Origin of the sequence: Sphaerisporangium aureirubrum, from assembly GCF_042658925.1 — a bacterium.
In the GTDB taxonomy this organism is placed as follows: domain Bacteria; phylum Actinomycetota; class Actinomycetes; order Streptosporangiales; family Streptosporangiaceae; genus Sphaerisporangium; species Sphaerisporangium aureirubrum.
Map to the genome: position 1 here is coordinate 15169 of NZ_JBHSRF010000078.1, position 17027 is coordinate 32195.

General features: G+C 67.7%; 13 protein-coding genes. 8 read left to right on the plus strand and 5 right to left on the minus strand.

Annotated features, from left to right (window positions below; genetic code table 11):
* Window positions 1-23: 23 nt before the first annotated feature.
* Both ACFP1K_RS33605 and ACFP1K_RS33610 read left to right on the plus strand, forming a co-directional pair.
* On the plus strand, window positions 24-1001 hold the full coding sequence (locus ACFP1K_RS33605) for a ribose-phosphate diphosphokinase (RefSeq protein ID WP_380761031.1): 978 nt from the start codon (window positions 24-26) through the stop codon (window positions 999-1001).
* A 1069-nt stretch (window positions 1002-2070) separates the two neighbouring features.
* A complete protein-coding gene (locus tag ACFP1K_RS33610; protein ID WP_380761033.1) occupies window positions 2071-3378 on the plus strand; it encodes an MFS transporter in 1308 nt (435 codons plus the stop codon).
* A gap of 562 nt (window positions 3379-3940) precedes the next feature.
* Here the strand turns inward: ACFP1K_RS33610 and ACFP1K_RS33615 are convergent.
* Window positions 3941-4747: a hypothetical protein gene (locus ACFP1K_RS33615; protein ID WP_380761035.1), complete on the minus strand. Its 807-nt coding sequence runs from the start codon at window positions 4745-4747 to the stop codon at window positions 3941-3943.
* A gap of 115 nt (window positions 4748-4862) precedes the next feature.
* Complete coding sequence (locus tag ACFP1K_RS33620; protein ID WP_380761037.1) at window positions 4863-5465, minus strand: hypothetical protein; 603 nt, start codon at window positions 5463-5465, stop codon at window positions 4863-4865.
* A 370-nt stretch (window positions 5466-5835) separates the two neighbouring features.
* On the opposite strand from ACFP1K_RS33620, the gene ACFP1K_RS33625 reads away from it, so the two are divergent.
* The 6 genes from ACFP1K_RS33625 to cysN all read left to right on the plus strand — a co-directional run bounded on the left by ACFP1K_RS33625 (window position 5836) and on the right by cysN (window position 11735).
* Window positions 5836-6435: a 50S ribosomal protein L25/general stress protein Ctc gene (locus ACFP1K_RS33625; RefSeq protein WP_380761039.1), complete on the plus strand. Its 600-nt coding sequence runs from the start codon at window positions 5836-5838 to the stop codon at window positions 6433-6435.
* Window positions 6436-6519: 84 nt separating this feature from the next.
* Window positions 6520-7098: an aminoacyl-tRNA hydrolase gene (gene pth, locus ACFP1K_RS33630; RefSeq protein WP_449329171.1), complete on the plus strand. Its 579-nt coding sequence runs from the start codon at window positions 6520-6522 to the stop codon at window positions 7096-7098.
* Between the two features lie 217 nt (window positions 7099-7315).
* Window positions 7316-8704, plus strand: coding sequence for a sugar transferase (locus ACFP1K_RS33635; protein WP_380761075.1), 1389 nt, complete (start codon window positions 7316-7318; stop codon window positions 8702-8704).
* Window positions 8705-8745: 41 nt separating this feature from the next.
* Window positions 8746-9522: a 3'(2'),5'-bisphosphate nucleotidase CysQ gene (locus ACFP1K_RS33640; RefSeq protein ID WP_380761077.1), complete on the plus strand. Its 777-nt coding sequence runs from the start codon at window positions 8746-8748 to the stop codon at window positions 9520-9522.
* Between the two features lie 36 nt (window positions 9523-9558).
* Window positions 9559-10473 (plus strand): sulfate adenylyltransferase subunit CysD, encoded by a 915-nt coding sequence (gene cysD, locus ACFP1K_RS33645; protein WP_380761043.1) that lies wholly within the window; start codon window positions 9559-9561, stop codon window positions 10471-10473.
* Window positions 10473-11735 carry a sulfate adenylyltransferase subunit CysN gene (gene cysN / locus ACFP1K_RS33650; protein ID WP_380761045.1) on the plus strand — a complete coding sequence of 421 codons (1263 nt, stop codon included), beginning with the start codon at window positions 10473-10475 and terminating at the stop codon, window positions 11733-11735. The genes cysD and cysN overlap by 1 nt, the downstream gene beginning before the upstream one ends.
* Window positions 11736-11760: 25 nt before the next feature.
* Here cysN and ACFP1K_RS33655 read toward each other — a convergent pair whose 3' ends face one another.
* The 3 genes from ACFP1K_RS33655 to ACFP1K_RS33665 all read right to left on the minus strand — a co-directional run bounded on the left by ACFP1K_RS33655 (window position 11761) and on the right by ACFP1K_RS33665 (window position 16976).
* Entirely contained in the window at window positions 11761-14250 is a 2490-nt protein-coding gene (locus ACFP1K_RS33655; RefSeq protein ID WP_380761047.1) for an NACHT domain-containing protein, read from the minus strand.
* Between the two features lie 158 nt (window positions 14251-14408).
* Window positions 14409-15137, minus strand: coding sequence for a glyoxalase (locus ACFP1K_RS33660; protein WP_380761049.1), 729 nt, complete (start codon window positions 15135-15137; stop codon window positions 14409-14411).
* Window positions 15138-15242: 105 nt separating this feature from the next.
* Complete coding sequence (locus ACFP1K_RS33665) at window positions 15243-16976, minus strand: outer membrane protein assembly factor BamB family protein (RefSeq protein WP_380761051.1); 1734 nt, start codon at window positions 16974-16976, stop codon at window positions 15243-15245.
* Between the last annotated feature and the right edge of the window lie 51 nt (window positions 16977-17027).

Consider the following 17027-nt stretch of genomic DNA (forward strand, 5'->3'; position numbering starts at 1 on the left):
GACCGGCAGAAGAGGAAGGGCGCATGACCGGCAAGAAGACGACCGGTGAGAAGCACCTGATGTTCCTCTCCGGCAGGGCGTACCCGGAACTGGCCGAGGAGGTGGCGAGCCACCTCGGCATCGAGGTCACCCCGACCAAGATGCACGACTTCGCCAACGGCGAGCTCTACGCCCGGTACATGGAGTCGGTGCGCGGCAGCGACGCGTTCGTCATGCAGAGCCACACCGTGCCGATCAACAAGTGGATCATGGAACAGCTGATCATGGTGGACGCGCTCAAGCGCGCGTCGGCCAAGCGCATCACCGTGGTCCTGCCGTTCTTCGGCTACTCCCGCCAGGACAAGAAGAGCCGCGGCCGCGAGCCGATCACCGCCCGCCTCATGGCCGACCTGTTCAAGACCGCCGGCGCCGACCGCCTCATGTCCGTCGACCTGCACACCCCCCAGATCCAGGGCTTCTTCGACGGCCCCGTGGACCACCTGTTCGCCATGCCCGTCCTCCACCGCTACATCGGCGGCAAGATCGACCCCGCCACCACCACGGTCGTCTCCCCCGACACCGGCCGCGTCCGCCTGGCCGAACGCTGGGCCGACCAGCTGGGCACCGCCGTGGCCTTCATCCACAAGCGCCGCGACCTGGACGTCGCCAACCAGGTGAAGGTCCACGAGGTCGTGGGCCAGGTCAAGGACCGCACCTGCGTCCTGATCGACGACATGATCGACACCGGCGGCTCCATCTGCAAGGCAGCCGACGCGCTGTACGAACAGGGCGCCACCAACGTGATCGTCGCCGCCACCCACGCCATCTTCAGCGGCCCCGCCGTAGACCGCCTGAAGAACTCCCGCATCTCCGAGGTAGTGGTGACCAACACCCTCCCCATCCCCGAAGAAAAGCGCTTCGACAAACTGACGGTCATGTCCATCGCCCCCTTGATCGCCCGAGCCATCAGCGAAGTCTTCAACGACGGCTCCGTAACCAGCCTCTTCGAAGGCGACGCCTAACCCCCACCCCACCCAACACCCCCCACCTCCCCTCCGCTCCGCTTGTCCTCACCCCGCTTGTCCTCACCCCCCTCGCCCTCACCCGCCCGCTCCTCACGCGTCCGCCCCCGCCCGCCCGCCTTCCGCCCCGCCAGCCCCCCGCCACGCACACGGTGCTGTCTCTACGGCGCCGCGACGGCGGGACGTGGTATGGCGAATCCGGCGCCGCCGTACGGCGATCAAGGTGGCGACTGGGTCACGGCCAGGACGGTTGTGCGTGCACTCCCGGGAATGGTCCTTGCGGTGGGCGCGCTTCGCGCGGAAAGCCGCAAGGGCTGTGTTCAGCGGGGGACACCCCCGCACCCCCGAGCCTGCCGGGTTCCTCGCGGGCCTTGGAACTCAACTTGAACAGAGTCTCCTGCTCCCCCATCAAAGGATGGCGGTGATCGAGGATGACCGGTTGCCCACCGTACGACGGCGCCGATTTCGCCATACCACGTCCCGCCGTCCCGGCGCCGGAAGAGAACGTCCTGGTGACGTCCCCCGAAGTGGTGTAACTCCTGGGATCTTCGTGAAGAGTGTCGATGGCCCGCCACCTGGCGCCTAGGGCGGCGCGTTCATGATCACGGCCTCGGAAATCACACCACCTGGCGGGACGTCACCAACGTCCCTCCTGAACAGGCCGGGAAGAGAACGTCCCGGACGGCCGGGGCATCCACCCCGGGCGTTCACGCGGGGCGTTCACGCGGGGCGTTCACCCCGGGTGTCCACGCGGGGCGGGGGCGGCGTCTGTCCATGAGGCGCGGTTACCCGCTGTTGTGCCCGTGATTCAGCGGACACGTAGGGTTTTCGGTCGCTAGAGTTGAAAACCGGTGCGGAATCCCGTCCGCCTGGGGAATTGAGGAGCACTGATGTCCACAACGAAGACCAGAGCTTCCGTTCGCCCCTTGGTGGCCGCAGTCGCAGGCGTGTAACGCCGCGCGTGTAGCAGCAAAGTCAGCACACATCCCGGTCGCCGGGGCGAGGTGACGCGTGTCACCGGCCCTTGGCGCCGTTTGGCGTCTCCGTCCGCCTTTCCGGGAGTTCTGCTGTGTCCGCTCGTCAATATTCGCTGCTGCGTGTACGTGTCCTGGTCGAACGCCTGATAGCTGCCCCGTCCGGCAGGAAATCTCGACGGTCGAGGTCGGCTCCGCCTGTTCCGAGCTCCGCTGATCAGACTGTCAACCGGAATGTCCGCCTGCTGAGCTGGTTCAACTTCTTCGGCGACTTCCGCATGTACGGGCCGATCATGGTCATCTACTTCGCGCAGGTCACCGGCTCGTACACCGCTGCCGCCAGCCTCCTGGCGGTGAAGATGCTGTCTTCGGCAGCGTTCGAAGTCCCCACCGGGGTGCTCTCCGACCGCCTCGGCCGCCGCGGCACGATGATCGCCGGTGCCGTCGTCATGGTGGCCGCCCATCTCGGGTACGCCGGCGCTTGGGGCTACGGCCTCCTTCTGGCAGCTGTTGTGCTGGAGGGATTGGCGACCTCACTGTGGAGCGGCAACAACGAGTCTCTGCTCTACGACACGTTGCTCGAAGCCGGCCGGGATGAGGAGTTCCCCCGGCACTCGGGCCGGGTGAACTCGATGTTCCAGATCGCGCTCGCACTGGCGGCAGCCCTAGGTGGCGTGGTCGCCGGCGCGTGGTCGCCGCGTGTGGTGGTCGCGCTGTCGGTCGTGCCGCAAGTGCTGTGCGTGCTCGTCGCCCTGCGGGTCCGGGAACCGCGGGTGCACGGCCCGCTGGAATCGAACGTGCTGGCGCATCTCGGATCGGCCCTGCGCGGCATCCGCCGTAATCCGGTACTCCGCCGGATGACTCTGGTGTCGGCGCTTCGTTACAGCAGCGAAAGCGCGGCCCAGTTGTCGCCTGTCTTCGTGGCAGGGCTGTGGCCGCTCTGGGCACTGGGCCTGTGGCGCACCTTCGGCCACGGCGTGGCCTTCGCCGGCTTCCGCGTCAGTGGCTGGGTGATCGGCCGGGTGGGCGCGGCCCGCACGCTGCTGTTCGGCGAGCTGTTCGACAACGTGACGAACTTCGTGGCGCTGATCAAGCCGACGCTATTTTCGCCCGTACTGCTCGGGTCACCGGCCTACGGCATGTCGACGATCGCCCAGCAGACGTTGCTGCAACGAGAGTTCACCGACCGGGAACGCGCGACGATGGGTTCGCTCGCATCGCTGCTCGGCAGCATGCTCTACGCGCTCGTCGCCCTGGCAGCCGGCCAGGTGGCAGACCGTTGGGGCATCGTTCCGGCGCTACTCGCGATCCAAGCCGTGGTACTGATCGCACTCCCACTCGCCTGGCGGGTACACGCGGACGCCTCCTCGCTCCGCCCAGGCGCTGGGACGGTAACGGGATGAGCGCCTTCTCGCCCCGGCCACGCCTACACAGGCCCAGGAGGCCCCCGTGAAGGTATCCCGCCGCGCAGGACGTCCGGGCGGCCTGCGGGTGTCAGACCATCTCGCCGACTTGGGGCCGTGCGCGCGAGCCGTACGGCCAAGGTGAGGTGCCCGAGCCGTGCGGCCGTGGGTGAGGGTGCCCGAGCCGTGCGGCCCTGCGGGCCACGGCGCGGACCCCCGGCCACACCGAGGCGGCGTTGTCGGCGCTGCGGGAGGCGGGCCCCCCGCGCGCGGGGTGACGTCCGCGTGCGGTGCTGGATGTCCCCGGGATCGGGTGGGCTGTGCTCGACATGGGTCGGAGTCGAAAACGGGTGGGGCCATCCACCCCAGCCGGAGAAGGGTTTGAGGTCGTTGATCTCTTGACGTCGGCTGTCGCTGGCGACCCATGGTGGGTTCCTCGCCGTACGACGGCGCCGATTTCGCCGTACCACGTCTCGCCGTCGCCGCGCCGGAGAAGAGAGCGTCCCAGATGGACGGGCATCCGTCCGGCGTCGCGCGGGCCTCTTCGAAGGCGACGCCCTCGTCACGCCCTCTTGAGTTCGCGTAGCGACGACCGCAGTGCTTTCACTATCACCGAAGCACGCAGATAGGCCCGTTCTCGCGTGATGCTCAGGCCGTTCGCGTGACTGGCAACGGTGATGGAGAACGCCTCGCCGCTCGTGAGGGTGATCCGGAAGTCCTGGGTCACGCTCACATCGGCGGGAGTTATGTACCCGATTTTGATGAGGCCGTCCATGCGCACGGCCTCGCCGTTGGAGCCGCTGCCGCCACGACTGGCGAGCTTGTCGTTGACCGTCGCTATCGAGGTGACGTCGGACAGCATGAACTCGTGCGTCGTCTCCAGTTCTAATTTGCCTTCGACGAAATTGATCAAACAGGAGTAGACGCACAGGTATGCGTCCGTCAGGCAGATGACGGCCGCCTCGTAGGTCGCGAATCGCGGCTCGCCCTTGTGCATGGCGTAGTCCGTGGGAAAAGCAGGGCCGATCATCACGGTGGGCTTGACGAGCATCGACTCTTCCGGGATGTTAAGCTCCTTGGCGGCCTGCTGCTGGACGGCCTCTACGTCACTCGTCAGCCATTTGGCCATTTCCTCTTCACTGGCCGCGCCGAGCCGCGCGTTGGCCTGTCTCGTATAGCGGCGCACCCGCACGACCCCGGTGGCGAACATCCGCCAGCCGATGTAACTTCCCGCGATCAGAAGTCCGATGGCCACGAGGTATCCGGCACCTCCGAGCACCGGGGCGGTCTGGGAGACGGAGCCGTCCGGGTACGTCGTATCCGAAGGGGTCAGGATGCTCCACGTGACGATCCAGGTCACGATCGCCACGACAAGTCCTCCGAATATCAGGCCAGAACCACCTGACCGGTCGCGTGGGTCAGGCGGCGCCACGAAGTAGGCGCGGACCAACTCGGGCGGGCGTGGGATCTGTGGGTTCATGAGGTCACTGCTCTTTCTTCCGCTGGAAGTGTTCTTCGAGAAAGCGCCGCACGCTGCTTCCGCCCGCCTCGACGTGCGTCAGGATGGCCGCCACGTCCTCGTCATTGGCCTCATCGGCTGCGTCGAGCGCGCCGAGCGCGGAGGAGAGCAACTCGCCAGGCGGCGGAGGGGAGAAGTCGTAGTGATTCCCCTGGTAGTAGTCCTCTTTGATTATCGCCCACAGCAACAACGCGCCCGCGTGGTCCGGTGATCGAGAAAGAGCCTGTTCGAGTTCCCGTTCGATGCGCTTTATTCCGCGACGTCCGTTCTGGTGCAGTCGTGGCCGCCTTCCGTCGAGAAGAGCCACGGCGAGCAGGAAGTGTGCTCGCGCGGAGTTCCGTGGATCGCGTGTGGCCAGTTCGAGTGCCGTCGTCGCGAGCGAGTACTGTTTTCTCTGGAGGTACGTGACTCCCTGCAGGAAAGGGTCTTCGGCCGCCGGGGCAGTGTTGATCGTCAGGTCGCGGTTGGCGACGTACATTCGCGCCCTGTCGTGAACTTGCGCATCGATTCGCATGCGATCCGGCTCAGGTGGCTCGCCGCTGACGTTCATGGTCTCATCACGCGTCATTGGCTCCCTAAGTCATGGGGAGGTTCACTATAAAGCACGGATCTAACCTGGAAAGTCATATCTATAAGATTTTTCCGGGTATAGATGTACTTATAAGGATATTGACTCAATCTGCGCGAATGCATCTTATGCACGCAAAACGGGGTAATCGGGTTGCTGTGGTGGCGATTGGATCGAGCTAAAAGATCAAGGGGTCAGACCGCGGGGTTTCACACGGGAACGCCAGGCGGAGGTCCGGCCCGGTGGTCTCGGGGACTCGGGCGATGACGAGGCCGGGTAGACTCTTCTCATCGTGTGCGCTCGTAACGCCTTCCGCTAGGGCGGGTGAGGGTGAGCGCGGTTCCGGTCCTGAGTCCCTAGGAGACATGCCGTGTCTGAAGTTCGTCTTAGCGCTGAGCCCCGTACCGTCTTCGGGAAGGGTGCCGCGCGTAAGATCCGCCGCGCCGACAAGGTTCCCGCCGTTCTCTACGGCCACGGCATCGAGCCCAAGCACTTCACCCTCCCGGGTCACGACCTGCTGCTCGCGCTGCGCACCCCGAATGTTCTGATCCGCCTCGAGGGCGAGGGCGTCAACGAGCTGGCGCTGCCGAAGGGCGTGCAGCGGGACCCGATCAGAGGCTTCCTGGAGCACGTCGACCTGCTGCTGGTGAAGAGCGGCGAGAAGGTCACGGTCGAGATCCCGGTCACCACCAAGGGCGACATCGCCCCGGGCGGCCTGTTCGACCAGCAGCTCATGTCGATCGCGGTGGACGCCGAGGCCACCCACATCCCGACCCACGTCGAGGTCGACATCACGGGCCTGGAGATCGGCGCCGTCGTCACCGCCGGCGACCTGAAGCTCCCCAAGGGCGCCACCCTGGCCGCCGACCCCGAGACCGTGGTCCTGCAGGTCTCGGTCATGCCGACGACCTCCGAGGGCGAGGAGACCGAGGCCGCCGAGGCCACCGCTTCCGCCGAGTCGGCCGAATAACCTCCCCGCGACGGACAGGGCGGCCGGTCCGCCCTGTCCGTCCCGTGTGAACGGAGAGATGTCGTCGTGGACCGCTGGTTGATCATCGGGTTGGGCAACCCGGGTCCCGAGTACGAAGGCAATCGCCACAACGCGGGCTTCATGGTCGCCGACGAGCTGGCCTCCCGCATGGGCGGCCGCTTCAAGGCCCACAAGTCCCGCGCCGAGATCGTCGAGGGCCGCCTCTCCGGTGTCCCCGTGGTGGTGGCCAAGCCCCGCTCCTACATGAACCTCTCCGGCGGCCCCGCCAAGGCCCTGGCCGACTTCTACAAGATCGACCCCGCCCACCTCGTGGCCGTCCACGACGAGCTGGACATCCCCTACGGCGCCCTCCGCGCCAAACTGGGCGGCGGCGACAACGGTCACAACGGCCTGCGCTCCCTCACCAAGTCCTTCGCCACCAAGGACTACCTCCGGGTCCGCTTCGGCATCGGCCGCCCCCCGGGCCGCCAGGACCCCGCCGACTTCGTCCTGCGCGACTTCGCCACCGCCGAGCGCAAAGACCTCCCCTTCCTGGTGGACCGCGCCGCCGACGTCGTCGAATCTTTGATCACCTCGGGCCTGGAAGTCACCCAGAACACCTTCCACGCGGGGGACCTCAACCCCGCCAAGCCCCCCCGCTGACCCACCGGCTTTATTCAGGAAATCCCCAAGCCCCGGTCACGCTCCGGCTAACATCCCTCACGGAACGTGCTCACTCGGCTACCCGGAGGGATGAGCCCTGAACGGCGACCACCCCACCGCCACCCTCACCACACCTCCCCTCGGCCCGTCGGGCGGCGGTCCCGTACGGGCCGTCCCGCCCCCGGACGTCCCCTCGGAGCAGGAAAGCCGAGGGCGCCTGCCCCGATGGGCGCGGAGGTACCGGGTGGTGGCGGTGGCCGGGGACCTGGGGTGCGGGTTCCTGGCGGGGGGAGCGGCGCTCGCGGTGCGCTTCGGGGACATCACGGCGTACGTGGCGCCTTATGTGGTGCTCAGTCTGGTGTTGCCGCTGGTCTGGGTGGCGATGGTGGGGGTCAATCGGTCATACGAGGCGCGGCTGATCGGGGTGGGGTCGGAGGAGTTCCGGCGGATCAGCCAGTGCGGGTTCCTGCTCACGGCCGGGGTGGCCATCGCGGCGTACGTCACGAAGACGGAACTCGCGCGGGGGTACGTCGTCCTGGCGCTCCCCCTGATGACGGTGCTCACGCTGACCTGCCGGTACGGGCTCCGGCGACGGCTCCACCTGCTGCGGTCGAGGGGAATGTGCATGCGCAGGGTCGTCGCCGTGGGACACCGTCCGGCCGTCGCCGAGCTGGTCAGGAGGTTCCGCAGGGAGCCCTACCACGGCATGCACATCGTCGGCGCCTGCCTCCCCCGGCACGACATCGCCGGGGAGGTGGAAGGCGTCCCGGTGCTGGGCGACTTCAGCGACGTCCCCCTGGTGGTCGGCCAGGCACACGCGGACACGGTCGCCGTGCTCGCCTGCCCGGAACTGGACGGGACGGCGCTGCGCCGCCTGGCCTGGCGCCTGGAGAAGACCCGCACCGACCTGGTCGTGGCCCCGGCCCTGATGGAGGTGGCGGGCCCCCGCACCACGATCAGACCGGTGGCCGGCCTCCCCCTCCTGCACGTGGAACACCCCGAGCTGTCCGGAATCCGCCGCCTCCTGAAGAACCTCTTCGACCGCACCGGCGCCGCCCTGGCCCTCGCCGTCCTCGCCCCCCTCCTCGTCACCCTGGCGATAGCCATCAGGGCCACCAGCCCCGGCCCGGCCCTGTTCCGCCAGACCAGAGTCGGCCGCGACGGCGCCGAGTTCACCATCCTCAAGCTCCGCACCATGCACCTGAACGCCGAGCTCCACCGCGTCGGCCTGGTCAGCGACCGGGACGGTGTCCTGTTCAAGATCAGGCACGACCCCAGGATCACCCCCCTCGGCGCCTGGCTGCGCCGCCTCTCCCTGGACGAGCTCCCCCAGCTGGCCAACGTCCTCAGAGGCCACATGTCCCTGGTGGGCCCCCGCCCCCCGCTCCCCGAGGAGGTCGCGGGCTACGGCGACGACGTACGCCGCCGCCTGGTCGTCCGGCCGGGCATGACCGGCCTCTGGCAGGTGAACGGCAGATCCGATCTTTCATGGGAGGAATCGGTACGGTTGGACCTGCGTTATGTCGAGAACTGGTCTCTCACCCTGGACCTGCAGATCCTCTGGAAGACCTGGTCCGCCGTGGCGCGCGGTTCGGGCGCCTACTGATCCGGGGCACCATCTGGCAGACAGCGAGCAAGGGGAAGGGCATCGTGACGATACGCGACGACCACGCACTCGCGGGGGACCTGGCCACCGAGGCGGGCACGAGACTGCTGGCCCTGCGCGCCAGGGACGGTTTCGCGGACCCGACGGCCCTGCGGGGCGCGGGGGACCGCGAGTCCCACGCCTACCTCGTCGAGTCCCTCTCCCGCCTGCGCCCGAGCGACCTCGTGCTCTCCGAGGAGGGCACCGGCGAGGAGCGGCACGACCCCCGCCGCCAGGCCGCCGACCGCGTATGGATCATCGATCCCCTGGACGGCACCCGCGAGTTCGGCGAGGAGGGCCGCGCCGACTGGGCGGTCCACGTCGCGTTGTGGCAGCGAGGCGACGGCGACGGCACCCTGGCCGCCGGCGCCGTCGCCCTCCCCGCGCAGGGCGTCACCCTCACCACCGCCGACCCCCGCCCCCTGCCGGTCCGCGACGGCCGGGTCCGCATCGCCGTCAGCCGCACCCGTCCCCCGGAGTTCGTCCGCAAACTGGCCCACCTGATCGACGCCGACCTGGTCCCCATGGGCTCCGCGGGCGCGAAGATCGCGGCCGTGCTCACCGGCGAGGTCGAGGCATACATCCATGCGGGGGGGCAGTACGAATGGGACTCGGCCGCGCCGGTCGCCGTCGCCGTCGCGGCGGGCGCCCACGCGAGCCGGATCGACGGCTCCGTGCTGGCGTACAACCAAAGCAACCCCTCGCTGCCGGATATCCTGGTCTCCCTACCGGATCTGGCGCCGACGCTGCTCGCCGGCATCCGAGACGTGCACCGCTAGGCCGAGGGGCCGACTCTGATCCGGAGGAACGAGGAGATGTTGCAGAGCGACTACACCACGTCGCAGCTGGATGTCCTTGAAGCAGAGGCCATCCACATCATGCGCGAGGTCGCGGCCGAGTTCGAGCGTCCCTGCCTGCTCTTCTCCGGTGGCAAAGATTCCATCGTCATGCTCCGCATCGCGGAGAAGGCGTTCTGGCCGGCGCCCATCCCGTTCCCCCTGATGCACGTCGACACCGGGCACAACTTCCCCGAGGTCATCGACTTCCGGGACCGCCGCGTCGAAGAGCTCGGCGCGCGGCTGGTCGTGGCGTCCGTGCAGGAGTCCATCGACGCGGGCCGGGTCGCCGAGGAGACCGGCAGGCGGGCCAGCCGCAACCGCCTCCAGACCACCACGCTGCTCGACGCGATCGAGGAGAACGAGTTCGACGCGGTCTTCGGCGGCGCACGCCGCGACGAGGAGAAGGCCCGCGCCAAGGAGCGGGTCTTCTCCTTCCGCGACGAGTTCGGCCAGTGGGACCCGAAGAACCAGCGTCCCGAGCTGTGGAACCTCTACAACGCGCGCATCCGCAAGGGCGAGCACATCCGGGTGTTCCCGCTGTCCAACTGGACCGAGCTCGACATCTGGGACTACATCCGCCGTGAGGGCATCGAGATCCCGTCGATCTACTACTCCCACACCCGCAAGGTGTTCGAGCGGGACGGCATGCTGCTCCCGGACGACCCGGTGACCAACCGCGGCGACGACGAGCCGGTCTTCGAGGCCGTCGTGCGTTACCGCACCGTGGGCGACATGACCTGCACGGGCGCGGTCGAGTCGACCGCCGCGACCGTCGAGGACATCATCGCCGAGATCGCCGCCACCCGGATCACCGAGCGAGGCGCCACCCGTGCCGACGACCGGACGTCCGAGGCCGCGATGGAGGACCGCAAGAAGGAAGGCTACTTCTGATGGACATCCTGCGTTTCGCCACCGCGGGCTCGGTCGACGACGGCAAGTCCACGCTCATCGGCCGCCTGCTGTTCGACTCCAAGGCGATCTTCGAGGACCAGCTGGAGGCCGTCGAGCGCACCAGCCGGGACCGCGGCACCGAGTACACCGACCTGTCGCTGCTCACCGACGGGCTGCGGGCCGAGCGCGAGCAGGGCATCACCATCGACGTGGCGTACCGCTATTTCGCCACGCCGAAGCGGAAGTTCATCATCGCCGACACCCCCGGCCACATCCAGTACACCCGCAACATGGTCACCGGCGCCTCCACCGCCGACCTCGCGATCGTGCTGATCGACGCCCGCAAGGGCGTCCTGGAGCAGTCCCGCCGCCACGCCTTCCTCACCAGCCTGCTGCGGGTGCCCCACCTGGTGCTGGCCGTGAACAAGATGGACCTCGTCGACTACTCCTACGAGCGCTTCGAGGAGATCCGCGAGGAGTTCACCCAGTTCGCCGCCAAGCTCAACATCGGCGACCTGACCTTCATCCCCATCTCGGCCCTGCACGGCGACAACGTCGTCTCCCGCTCGGAGAACATGCCCTGGTACCAGGGCACCTCGTTGCTCCACCACCTGGAGAACGTCCACATCGCCTCCGACCGCAACCTGGTGGACGTCCGCTTCCCCGTGCAGTACGTGATCCGCCCCCAGCGCGCCAACGACCACGACTTCCACGACTACCGCGGTTACGCCGGCCAGGTGGCGGGCGGCGTCCTGAAGCCCGGCGACGAGGTCATGCACCTCCCCTCCGGCCTGACCACCCGCGTAGCCTCCATCGACACCTTCGCCGGCCCCGTGGACCAGGCCTTCCCCCCGATGTCGGTGACCCTCCGCCTGGCCGACGACATCGACATCTCCCGGGGCGACATGATCTGCCGCCCCAACAACCGCCCCCACACCGCTCAGGACCTCCAAGCCATGATCTGCTGGATGTCCGACGCCCCCAAACTCGGCCCCCGCTCCAAGTTCATGATCAAACACTCCACCCGCACCGCCAGGGCCTTGGTCCGCGACCTCCACTACCGCCTGGACGTCAACACCCTCCACCGCGACGAGGCCGCCACCACCCTCACCCTCAACGAGATAGGCCGAGTCTCCCTCCGCGTGACCCAGCCCCTGTTCGTCGACGACTACGCCCGTAACCGCCTCACCGGCGGCTTCATCCTGATCGACGAGTCCACCAACGCCACGGTGGCCGCCGGCATGATCGTCGAGGCCCACTGACGGCACGGCGGAACGACGGCCTGTCTCAGCGGGCGGGAGGTGCGTCCGAGTCCTGCGGCTTGACCAGCGTCTGCTGGATCTCCTCGTGACGGAACTGGTAGACGGCTCCGTCCTGCCGGAGGATCTCGTGCCTTCTCGCCCTCTCCAGGCACCTCATCAGACGTAGCGGGCTGTTCCTGGAGAGCCAAAGCGAGATCCGCACCAGTTGCAGTGACGGCCACTGGCTGAAGCAGCATGCCAGGGCCGCGCCGATGCACAGTCCCACCGCGGCTCCGTTGAAGGGGGACAGGTTCGCGGACAGGTCGCTCATCGAGTCTCCGAGCCGGAACACCTCCACCATCAAATGCCGCAGGGCGAGCATCATCCCTGCCGCGCCGAGCGGGGGAACGAGCAGGTAGGTGATGGCGACGGCCCGGCTCGCCCGGAGCGTGCTCTGTGGTGTGGCGGCGATGGAGTCCGCCGGTGGCTGGCTGATCCATCTGACGTATCCGCCGGTCAGGCCCACCGCGAGCCCGAGGGTCAGGCCATAGGACAGTCCGACGACGGAGCCGTAGTTGATCGCTCGCTCGATGCCCTGGGAGAACCAGTACCGTAACGCGCCGATGAGCGCGGGACCCATTCCGACGACGAGTCCGCTGGCGGCCCCGACCACGAGGTAGGGCAGGAGCCGGCGCTCACGTCGCGCCCGTGAGACGTTCAGCAACGCGGGCTGCGGAGGTGGCCGGCCGACGTGCTGCCACCGGCAGATCAACGCCGGGACCGCGACGCCGATGGCGATGCCGATCGTCGTGGTGGACGCGCGCACCAGGCCGGCCGTCGCCCCGCCTTCGAGCGCGTCGTGAATACCTGTGGCCACCGCGGCCCCCGCCCCCGCCAGCAGCGCGGCCTGCCAGAGCCTCCGTGCCGAATGCTGCATGGCCGCCATGAAGGAGATGACCACGCCGAGCGCGGCCCCCAGTTCCGCGGCCACGAACCCGGCCTCGTACGGGCCGACGATTCCGGCCCCGCCCGCGAAGACCGACACCACCGCGACCGACCCGCTCACCAGCCCCAAGCGCCGGCCGCTCAGGGTTCCTCTGGTCAGCCCGATCATGATCCCGAACGTCACCCCGACCGCCGTGCCTCGCTTCAGGCCCTCCGGTAACTCGATGGTCAGCGGGTAGATCAGGCCTGTGCACAGACCCGCGAGGACGGCCCACGTCCTGGGACTCAGAAATTCGTGAACTCTCCACCACTCGAACGCCGGGCGTCTGAGCCGGGTGAGATGGATCGCCAGGAACTCCAGCAGCCGCCTGCCGGTGTCCGGGCCATGGCCGGCGCCGTCGGCCAGCTGTCCCGGGCCGCCGAACCGGGCGATCAGGTCCTCGATGAGAAACACCTTGATGTGTCCGGTGTCGCGGTCGCGGACGTCTTCGAGGAGCGTCGCCGGTGGCGCGTCGCCGGCGCCGTACTTGATCCGGACGAGGGAGGCGTAGAGCGGGACGGACATGATCTGCTTGAGCGGTGTGTTCCCCGGACCCGACAGGGCCTGGAACACCGGCCCCCACTCGTCCGACTTCAGTGCCTTGGTCAGCCGATCGCGTCGCGGCTCCCGGTTCTTTTTTCCGGTCAGCAGTTTCCGGACCCACGTCCGGGATGAGGGCTGATTCGCCGACGTGTGGTGGCCGGGTGGGTCTGTCGCCTCATAGAGGTATGCGATGACGTCGTCGGTCGCCAGTGGCCGCAGTACGACCTCGGTCGATTTCGCGAACCGGAGACCCGAATCGCGTAGTTCGTCATATTCTCTGGAACGGCAAGTGATCACGAACGCCGTGTCCGGTGGGAATGCCTGCCGCAGCTTGTGGACCGCCATGGCGCGGCCGGCCTCCGCGATCTCGTCCAGTCCGTCGAGTATCAGCGTGATGCGCTGGGTCTTCCATAACTGACGTGCGGGATTGAGCCCGTAAACCGTGCTGTTGTTGAGAAATGGATAGGTGTCGCTGAGCCGGCGCTCGACCCAGCTCTCGAACTCCTCGGTCTGAGGATTCCACGACGACAGGCTGAGCATGACCGGGACGGGCTGGGTGCTCGACTGCCTCCCCAGCAAGGCGAGGGTCAGCAGCAGCGCGAAGACGGATTTGCCGGAGGCGGGAGGCCCCACGACGACCAGCCGATGACCAGGGGCCGAAGTGTGGAGTCCATGGATCTCCCGCTCGTAGTCGCTGTTCCACGGTCCTTCGGGCACGCTTTCGATCCGGGTGAGGGACGGAAATGTGGTCCACCTGACGGTCGCGGGCGCGACCTGCCGCAGCCCGCGCAGTTTCGCCTCCTCTCCCCACTGCACCGTCAGTGCCTCCCGCAGCTCCCGGGCCGCGAGGTCCAGTTGCGCGGGCCCTGGATTGCCGGCGCGGAAAGATAGGCTGTTATTCAGCGCCCATAGAAGAGCGGAGAAGATTGCGACGATCGTGGCTATAATGCCACCGATCTGATTTGCCTCGTTCGGTCCTGCGAAGATCCAGATGGCGATCAGTGCCACAAGTGCACAGATGATAAGTCCTGCCGCGATCCGATTCCGCGTCACATGGTCGAGCGTACGTCAGCACACCCGGGCGAGCGCGGCTCGCGGACATTTCAGTGAAAGTATTATACCGCTGACTTTGCTGAAACGTCCTCGCCGGCGTAATTCTGCCCCTTTTATGGAAGCCACTCCTGAAGTCCGGTCAGATGCCCGAGTTCTGACTCGATGCGCTGCCTGTCGCCGGAGCCGAGCTCCAGGCCGCGCAAATTGGCACCCCAGGGATCGGTGGGCTCGCCGAGGACCGTGGCCAGGTCGATGAGGTGGCACAAGGCGATGGCCCGCTCGACCACCGGGGCGTCCGCGCCGTGCCTGCGCACCGCGGACTTGAGCGCGCGGAAAGCCTGCAGGTCGTCGTTCTTGAACTCGCGCAGGATCCTGGCGTTGTCGAGGGCCTTGGCCAGGCCTGTGAGCTTCTTCGAACCGCCGTACTCCACTTCGACCGGCTCGTCACGCTGGATGAAGACGATCGAGTTCCCGGACGGATCGATCAGCGTGAACCGGGACGCGCCCGGCCGGAAGCGAGTGATCCGCGGCAGTCCGGAACTCAGCACCTTGCCGGGGACCCGGCGCATCGCCGCCACGAACGCCGCGTGATACGGCGCCACGGCGTCGACCATGACCACGCAGCCTCCGGACTCCTCACGGGCCGGAACCAGCCCTTTGGGCGCCGGGCCGAAGTGCAGTTGGAATCCGCTCCATCGCAGCGCCAGATAGACATAGGGCTTGCTCTGCTTGTAGGTCGCCTCGAACCCCAGCGCCTCATAGAACGCCAAGGTCTCCTCCACCGACGCGCACGGCATCAACGGCACCGTCGTCTCGTTCGGCCGAACCGCGATCTCACTCACGTCATTCCCCCCTCCAGGTCGTCCGCCGATGCTCGCACCCTGAGGTGGACCTCGCACATGGATCGCTCCAGCCCCCAGAGACCTCACCGACCAGGAAAAGTGCGGCTAACGTTTCCCGGTCGCGGCGTTCAGGGCGCGCACCCTGTTGTCGTGGCTGCCGACGTAGACGACGCCGTTGACCACGGCCGGGCTGGAATAGACGAAGTTGCCGGTGGTGTAGGTCCAGCGGATGGCCCCGTTAACGGCGTTCAGCGCGTAGACCGTGGCGTTGTAACCGCCGATGTAGACGGTGCCGCCGTTCACCGCCGGACTTGAGAAGACGGAGTCGCCCATGGAGCGGTTCCAGCGTTCGATCCCGGTGACGGCGTTCAGTGCGTAGACCTTGGTGTCGGTGCTGCCGACGTAGACGGTTCCGTCGGCCACCACCGGGCTGGAAGACACGTCGTCACCGGTCGAGTGGACCCAGCGGACGGTTCCGTTCTCGGCGTCGATTGCGTAGACCCTGTTGTCGTCGCTGCCGAAGTAGACGACGCCGTTGGCGACGGTCGGGCTGGAGGTGATGGGGCCTCTGGTGCTCCGGGACCACACAAGGGTTCCGGTGGTGGCGTTGAGCGCGTACACGTTCTTGTCGGTGCTGGTGACGTAGACGATGCCGTCGGATACCGCGGTGCTGGAGGAGATGGGACCGCCGGTGATGAAGGTCCAGCGGAGGTCCCCGGTGCGGGCGTCCAGCGCGTACACCTTGTGATCCTCGCTGCCGACGTAGACCGTGGCGTAGGCCACCGCCGGGCTGGAGGACACGCTGCCGTCGGTGGCGAAGGTCCAGATGGTGTCGCGAGGTGGTGACAACCAGCCGAGGAGGTACGCGATCAACGTGCCTATCGCCACCGACGTCAGGAAGGCGAACGCGGCCAGCGCCACCTTGGTGATCGACGGAAGTGCCGCGTTCCCTGCCGGAGGGTTCGCGTGCTGTGCCGATTCGTCCCTCGCTCCGGCGTTCTCGAACCGGTCGACGGTCGTGGCGCTCTCGGTGAGATCGTGACGGGCCTGCCGGAGGGTGTCGGCGTCCTGGTGGAGCACCTGGTCGACCTGTTCGAGGATCTGCCTCGCGCGTTCCTGGTCGGCCTGTCCCATCAGCTTCGCGGCCTCGATCGCAGGTCCGGCGGTGCTGTGCACGGTATGTGGACCGGCTGGGAGCATCTTGTGGTCGGCGAGGCGCCGGGTGGCCTGTTCGGCTTGCGTGCTGGCCTGCCGGTGAAGCTGCTGGGCCTCGCTGTGCCTGCGTTCCGCCTCGGCCAGCCGGCGTTCCACGTCGTCGCGTAATCGCTCGGCCGCTCGCAGCCGTTCCTGGGTCTCGGCCAGTTCCCGGCGTAATCGGGCGTTCTCCGCCTTCAACTGGTCGCGTTCGGCGGGCTCCCCGGTCTCCTGGGCGGCCAGCTGTAGTCGTAGCGCCTGGCGCCGGCCGGTCAGTCGCTCGGCCGCCTGAGTGAGGCGGTCGCGCATCTCGGTGAGGCCGCCGGCGAGGGCGCGCTGCCGGTCGATCGAGTGCTGGACGCGGTCCATGGTCTCGGTGATGGTGGCGACCAGCTCGCTCACCGCCGCAGGGCTCGGCTCGGCGGCCGGTACGGGAGGCTGCTGCCGCGTACGCGCCCACCCGATCACACCTGTGGTCAGGGGGACGATGAGGGACACCAGTCCGGCGACGTTGGCGACGATCTCCAGCCCTAGCAGACGCAGCAGGAACCACAGCCCCACCAGCGGTACGCAGATGGCGAGCGTGGCGGCCGTCCACCTTCGCCGAGGTGTCCACCGTCGGATGTGCCCCCATTGGTTACGCACATCCTCATTCTGGTGCGGCTCACTGGGGCCGCACACGCTGCGCAGCCGTGT

What these genes read in the sequence shown, in the direction of transcription:
- ACFP1K_RS33605 (WP_380761031.1), top strand. Translation starts at nt 24, where the DNA reads ATGACCGGCAAGAAGACGACCGGTGAGAAGCACCTGATGTTCCTCTCC.
- ACFP1K_RS33620 (WP_380761037.1), bottom strand. Translation starts at nt 5,465, where the DNA reads ATGACGCGTGATGAGACCATGAACGTCAGCGGCGAGCCACCTGAGCCG.
- cysD (WP_380761043.1), top strand. Translation starts at nt 9,559, where the DNA reads ATGTTGCAGAGCGACTACACCACGTCGCAGCTGGATGTCCTTGAAGCA.
- cysN (WP_380761045.1), top strand. Translation starts at nt 10,473, where the DNA reads ATGGACATCCTGCGTTTCGCCACCGCGGGCTCGGTCGACGACGGCAAG.